The 5,994-nt window shown below is 67.0% G+C and carries 9 protein-coding genes; 8 read left to right on the top strand and 1 reads right to left on the bottom strand.

Features of this window, described 5'->3' with window-relative positions:
• The 7 genes from UK12_RS31600 to UK12_RS31630 form a co-directional block, all read left to right on the top strand.
• A partial coding sequence (locus tag UK12_RS31600) for a DUF885 domain-containing protein (RefSeq protein WP_045306646.1) occupies nt 1-651 on the top strand: 651 nt, incomplete at its 5' end.
• 342 nt (nt 652-993) lie between these two features.
• Nucleotides 994-1,221, top strand: a complete 228-nt coding sequence (locus UK12_RS31605; protein ID WP_045306647.1) for an AbrB/MazE/SpoVT family DNA-binding domain-containing protein — start codon at nt 994-996, stop codon at nt 1,219-1,221.
• Nucleotides 1,211-1,657, top strand: coding sequence for a type II toxin-antitoxin system VapC family toxin (locus tag UK12_RS31610; RefSeq protein WP_045306648.1), 447 nt, complete (start codon nt 1,211-1,213; stop codon nt 1,655-1,657). Before UK12_RS31605 ends, UK12_RS31610 begins: the two co-directional genes overlap by 11 nt.
• Before the next feature lie 44 nt (nt 1,658-1,701).
• Nucleotides 1,702-1,854 carry a hypothetical protein gene (locus UK12_RS31615; RefSeq protein WP_197085331.1) on the top strand — a complete coding sequence of 51 codons (153 nt, stop codon included), beginning with the start codon at nt 1,702-1,704 and terminating at the stop codon, nt 1,852-1,854.
• A gap of 162 nt (nt 1,855-2,016) precedes the next feature.
• Complete coding sequence (locus tag UK12_RS31620; RefSeq protein ID WP_045306650.1) at nt 2,017-2,811, top strand: WD40 repeat domain-containing protein; 795 nt, start codon at nt 2,017-2,019, stop codon at nt 2,809-2,811.
• A gap of 111 nt (nt 2,812-2,922) precedes the next feature.
• The gene (locus UK12_RS31625) at nt 2,923-3,153 is read left to right on the top strand and encodes a FitA-like ribbon-helix-helix domain-containing protein (RefSeq protein WP_045306651.1); all 231 of its coding nucleotides are present in this window, start codon (nt 2,923-2,925) and stop codon (nt 3,151-3,153) included.
• Entirely contained in the window at nt 3,150-3,557 is a 408-nt protein-coding gene (locus UK12_RS31630) for a type II toxin-antitoxin system VapC family toxin (RefSeq protein WP_045306652.1), read from the top strand. The genes UK12_RS31625 and UK12_RS31630 overlap by 4 nt, the downstream gene beginning before the upstream one ends.
• Before the next feature lie 285 nt (nt 3,558-3,842).
• Here UK12_RS31630 and UK12_RS31635 read toward each other — a convergent pair whose 3' ends face one another.
• Nucleotides 3,843-5,231 carry a cytochrome P450 gene (locus tag UK12_RS31635; protein ID WP_045306653.1) on the bottom strand — a complete coding sequence of 463 codons (1,389 nt, stop codon included), beginning with the start codon at nt 5,229-5,231 and terminating at the stop codon, nt 3,843-3,845.
• Between the two features lie 495 nt (nt 5,232-5,726).
• Here UK12_RS31635 and UK12_RS31640 point away from each other — a divergent pair.
• The coding region (locus tag UK12_RS31640) for a hypothetical protein (protein WP_045306654.1) at nt 5,727-5,994 on the top strand (268 nt) is incomplete at its 3' end.

The following is a 5,994-nucleotide window of genomic DNA, read 5'->3' on the forward strand; positions in this document are numbered from 1 at the left end:
TACCAGGGCCCGAGCCTCGACTTCAGCCGCCCCGGACGCACCTACCTGCCCACCCTCGGCCAGGACACCTTCCCGACCTGGCAGCTCGTCAGCATCTGGTATCACGAGGGCGTTCCGGGCCACCATCTCCAGCTCGCCCAGTGGGTCGCGGTCGCCGACCGGCTCAGCCGCTACCAGGTCACCGAGGGCATGGTGAGTGCCAATATCGAGGGTTGGGCCCTGTATGCCGAGCGCTTCATGGACGACTTGGGGTTCTTCTCCGAACCAGAGTGCCGACTCGGCTTCCTGGACGGGCAGATGCTGCGGATCATCCGGGTGATCGTCGACATCGGCATGCACCTCGAACTCACCATCCCCGCCGACTCGGGCTTCCACCCCGGCGAGCGCTGGACCCCGGCGCTCGCCACCGAGTTCATGGCCACCTGCAACGGCAGCCCGGCCGCCCGCCGCAACGGCGAGATCGACCGCTACCTCGGCTGGCCCGGCCAGGCCATCGGCTACAAGCTCGGCGAACGCGCCTGGCTGCAAGGCCGCGAGGCCGCCAAGCGCCGTCAGGGCGCCGCCTTCGACCTCAAGGCCTGGCACATGAAGGCGCTCTCCCAGGGCTCGTTCGGGCTCGACGACCTGGTCGACAATCTCGCGGCGCTGTAGCTCCGGAAACGTCCTGCCGTGCTGGTTCTGTTGCGGAAGTGGTACTCGGACGTCAACGCGATCCGCGCCGACTCGGCCACCTCGATCTGCTCGTCAAGGTGTTCCTCGATGTGCTCCATGGCCTGGTTCAGTCGTTCCAGCACCCGGTCTCCTTCCCTTTCGATCACTCACCCTAGGAAGGGCCGATCCTGCCGGACCCGACATCCTGTGCCCGCTTCGGTCGGGTGGGACAGGCCGGGTCGACTCCGCCGCCGGACCGGCGCTCGAGCGCCGTCTTCCGGCGAGCAGGGGCTGGGTCTAGTATTACGTAATAGAGGTATTACGTGGTAGAGAAGGTGGGAGATGCGGCTCAACAGCAAGGGACAAGTCACCATCCCCGCGGGCCTTCGCGAGAAGTGCGGTCTGCGACCCGGGGACGAGGTGGACGTCATCGAGGAGGGCGGCGTCCTGCGGATAGTGCGCCGAGAGGGGCACAGCACCAGAGGGCAGCGGGCGGCCCGCCGGATGAGGGGAAGCGCTGCGGGCGGAATGTCCACGGACGAGATCATGGAGCTGCTGCGTGGCGAGTAGCCGGTTGCGGCTGGTCGGCCCCGACCGGGGCCGACCGGTGACGTTGGTCGACTCCTGCGTGCTGCTGGACCTGATGACGGACGATCAGAACTGGGCCGACTGGTCGGAGGCCGCACTGTCCAAGGCCCAGGACGAGGGGGAGGTGGTGATCAACCCGATCGTCTACGCGGAGGTCTCGGTAGCCTACGCCGCGATCGAGGACCTGGACGCGGTCCTGCCCGCCGTGGATTTCGCACGAGAGCAGCTCCCCTACGAGGCAGGGTTTCTGGCCGGCAAGGCATTTCTGCTGTACCGCAAGCGCGGCGGGGAGAAAACCGCGCCGCTGCCGGACTTCTACATCGGAGCGCACGCCGCTGTGCGTGGATACAGGCTGCTCACGCGCGACGCCTCGCGCTATCGGACCTACTTTCCGACCATCGAACTGATCTGTCCGTAGCTGTAGCAGTGAGTCCGGTGGCGCCTTCATTGATGTTCTGCTCGATGAAGATCTCCCAGCAGATCCGCAGCGAGCACGGTGGAGGCTCCACCGCCGTTCCGTCCGGCTACGACGCCGAGGCACTGGCCGGGATGGCCGCCAAGTCGGAGGAGTTCGCGGCCCAGGGCAACCGGGTCTACCTCCCGCTGGCCGACTGACGGGACGGCTCGCGGGAGCGCCGCACCGGGAGGCAGGAGGGGGCTTCCCGGCGCGGCGCTTTGTACGGGCGTGCACCCAGTGATCAAACTGGTCTGCCTGGCAAGGCTGATGGCGCGCCGACACGTCAGCTCTCGCTTGCTTCACCGTTCATTTCCCGAACAATGAGCACCGTCTGCTTCTGTAATGCGGACAGCGCACGTTCCTCGGTCGGAGCCGAAGCGGTTGCGGTCGGTCCGGACGGCGAACAGTGTGTTCTGGGGTGGGACGGTGCCGTCGAAGTCTTTGATCTGGGGCTCCAGTTCACCCAGCGCAAGATCATGGCTCACGGCCGGCCGGTCGACAAGGAGTGGCAGCTGCGCCCGGGTGCTCGGGAGGAAGCACTTCCCCCGGTCGGGGCCGGAGGCAGCCCGCGACACACGTGGCCCACTGAGGAATACGCCCGGCATGGTTCGCCCGTCTCGGCCATCGACATCAGCGAAGACGGTCAACTCGCGGTCACCGGAACTCTGAACGGTGTCGTGCGGGTGTGGCGGGTCGGTTCGGGGGAGTTGGTCCGCGAGGTGACCCGGGGAGGCTGGATTGTCCGAGCGGTGAGATTCTCTGCAGACGGTCAACACGTCTTTACTGTTTCCCAGATCGGTGGCCCGTTTCTTGAGCAGTGGGAGGCCGTGGAGCAGTGGAACCTGAATTCAGATGAACTCGTCAGATATATCTGGCCGGGGCCCGGCGATTCCCCCTACCCGATCGTTCATGAGGGCTGGGCGGCGGCGATCAGTCGAGACGGCAGGCTGCTTGTGACAGGGGGAAGGAACGGGAAGGTGGTGCTGCACGATCTCGACGCGCGGCGAGAGATCGGCAGCCTCGTGCTCCATGGTGCCATCACCTGCCTCGCGATCGACGGGCGGCGGATCGTCGCTGGTACGGAGAACGGTGAGGTCGTGCTTGCCCGGTTCTGAGATCTTCGGTGACCATGCTCCGACTGGCTGATCACAACGGTTTCGTCCGGATGCCGTGTCGATCCACAGCGAGTGCCTGCATTCTGCAGGCAGTGAAGATAGAATGATGGCATGGCAGCCCTCACGATCCGGGACGTCCCGGACGAGCAGATCCAGACCCTGAAGGTTCGCGCGGCCCAGGCCGGCAAGTCGCTCCAGGGGTTCATGCAAGACCTGATTGCCAGGGAGGCATCCAGGCCCACAATGGCGGAGATGATGGAGAGGTTGAATCGGGAGACCACTGCCGACGTCAGTACCGCCGATGTCCTTGCTGCCATCGACGAGGGGCGAGTCGGACGTTGATCGTCATTGACTGCTCGGCTCTCGTCCTGGTTCTCACAGCCCATGGCTCCGACGGTGAGCTCGTTCGCAGTCGAGTAGCCGCAGCCGGAGATGTCTACGCCCCCACCCTCCTGGACTACGAGATTCAGTCGGCCCTCCTCGGTATGCAGCGCGGCGGCAAGCTGACCGAGAGGGAAGTGGAGAGGGCGGTCCTCGCATACCGGATGCTTCCCATCGACAAACGGGAGACGCTGCCATTCTGGGACCGGGTGAAGCAGCTGCACGCCAACCTCAGCGCCTACGACTCCCAGTACGTCGCCCTGGCGGAAGCCTTGGGCGTACCGCTGATCACCAGCGATGCGAGGATCAAGCGCAGCGGTGCAGCGAAGTGCGAGGTCGAGGTCTTCGCCTCGATCCGGCCCTGAACGGCGCAACTCTTCGTAGTGGTGCCTTTGATCAAGTTCTGCTCGATGAAGATCTCCCAGCAGATCCGCAACGAGCACGGTGGAGGCTCCACCGCCGTCCCGTCCCGGCTACGACGCCGAGGCACTGGCCGGGATGGCCGCCGAGTCGGAGGAGTTCGCGGACCAGGGCAACCGGGTCCACCCCCCGCTGGCGGAGTGACGCACCGGCGGTGCCCGACCGGCGCCGTCGCGAGCGGCATTGGCTTCTCGCGACGGCGCTTCGTGCTGTCCGCTGGATGCCCGGGATCAGCTGGGCTTGCGTGCGCGAAGGCGCATCATCAGCGGTGCCGGCCGGATGACAGCGGTCGGCTTGGGGTCGGTGAGGTGTGTGTTTGCGCCCGGGACCGGTTCAAGCCGCCAGCGGCGCACGATCACGGCCAGGGCGAGCGTGAGCTCGGTGATCCCGTAGACCTCGCCGATGCACTTGCGGCTGCCGATTCCGTAGGGGACGTACGCGTCTCGCGCCATCGCCTGCCGCCGCTCGGGGAGCCAGCGGTCCGGGTCGAAGCGTTCGGGGGCCGGGTGCAGGTCGGGCCGGTGGTGGATGAGGTAGGGGCTGAAGACGATCACGGTGCCCTCCGGGATGTGCTGCCCGGCCAGCAGGGTGTCCTGCATCGCGACCCGGGTGAGCAGCCAGCCGGGCGGGTAGAAGCGCATGACCTCGGTGAGCGTACGGGTGGTCAGGTCGAGCCGGTGCAGCTGCGACCAGGCGGGCGACCCGCCGTCGGTGACCGTGTCGACCTCGCTGTGCAGGCGGGCCTCCAACCCGGCGTCCTGCCCCAGGAAGTACAGCGCCCAGGCCAGTACGGCTGCGGAGGTCGGTACTCCGGCGACCAGGAAGGTGATCACGTGCTCGTGGATCTCCTCGTCGGTCATCCCCGCCGTCCCGCCGTCCGTCCCGCCGTCCCTTGTGGCCATCAGCAGGGAGAGCAGGTCGTTGTGGTCGGTGCCGATGCGGCGGTGATCGGTGATGATCCGGTCGACCAGCGAGTGCAGTTGCGCCTTCGCCGCGTCGTACCGACGGTTGCCGGGGGTTGGCACCCGCTCCAGGAAGGCGAAAGGCGAGTTCATTCGCTGACCTACGCCCTCATGGAACAACGGCAGGGCGTCGCTGATCACGGCGGCGGCCTCGTCGTGTGACGTGGCGGTGAACATGGTCCGGGTGAGAACTCTGGTGATGATCTCGTAGGTGTGCTTGGCGACGTCGATCACCTGGCCGTCCGACCATCCGGCGGTGGCCGCGACCACCTCGTCGTGCACGGCTGGGACATACTGCCGGATCTGTTCCGCGTGGAAGACCGGCTGGATCATGCGGCGCTGCCGGCGGTGGGGTTCACGGGCGCTGGTGCCCAGGCCGTTTCCCAGCAGTTGCCGGAGCTTGTCGTAGATCGGCCCGCCCTTGTCGAAGGTCTTCGCATCGGTGAGCACCTGCCGCACCAGATCCGGATGGCACACCACATAGGCCCTGCGCGGCCCGAGTCTGATCTCGACCAGGTCGCCGTACTGCGGGAGCGATCTCAGGAAAGCGAGCGGACGGCGCTGGAGCTGCAGTGCGTGCCCGACCAGCGGCATGGCGCCCGGGACCTGTCGGCTGCCGGATGCGGGCGTCGGAAGAGCGGACGATTGGAGCGTCATCATCGAACTCCTGGAACGGTCGTTGCTGTCGTGAGTAGTCGGCCCCTCACTTCGCCCCTTGCCGGGATTCTGACTCACAGTCAGTGATTGTTACGCTCGATCATCGAAGAACTGTTGTCAACGTGGAAATCACGCCACCTCGGCAGGGCTTGAGAGCCATGTGTCGCAGCGACTTTCGTGGTGGTGCCGGGCCTACTGACTTCAGTTCGATGAAGATCTCCCAGCGGATCCGCAACGAGAACGGTGGGGGCACCTCCCGGCCGAAGGCTGGGAGAGGCTCCCCCTGCTCCGTCCGGCTACGCCGCCGAGGCACTGGCCGGAATGGCCGCCGAGTCGGGGGAGTTCACGGCCCAGGGCAGCCGGGTCTGCCTGCCGTTGGCAGACTGACCCGGTAGCCGGTAGCCGGTAGCCGGTAGCCGGTAGCCGGTAGCCGGTAGCCGGTAGCCGGTAGCCGGTAGCCGGTAGCCGATCGGGAGTAGCCGTGAGGAGCCGTCCGTGACGAGTGGCTGGGCCGCCGACCTGGTGCTGGGCTGCATCGTCCTGCTGGGCGCGTCGGTGCAACGGTTGGCGGGGATCGGGTTCGCCCTGGTTGCGGCGCCGGTCCTGGTGCTGCTGCTCGGCCCGGCGCAGGGGGTGGTGCTGTCCAACTGCGCGGCGGGGGCGATCAGTGCGGTCGGGCTCGCCGGCAGCTGGCGGCAGGTGCGGCTGGCCGCGATGCTCCCGTTGGTCGGGGCGGCCGCCTGCACCGTCCCGGTCGGCTCCT

Source organism: Saccharothrix sp. ST-888 (genome assembly GCF_000955975.1).
Classification (GTDB): domain Bacteria; phylum Actinomycetota; class Actinomycetes; order Streptomycetales; family Streptomycetaceae; genus Kitasatospora.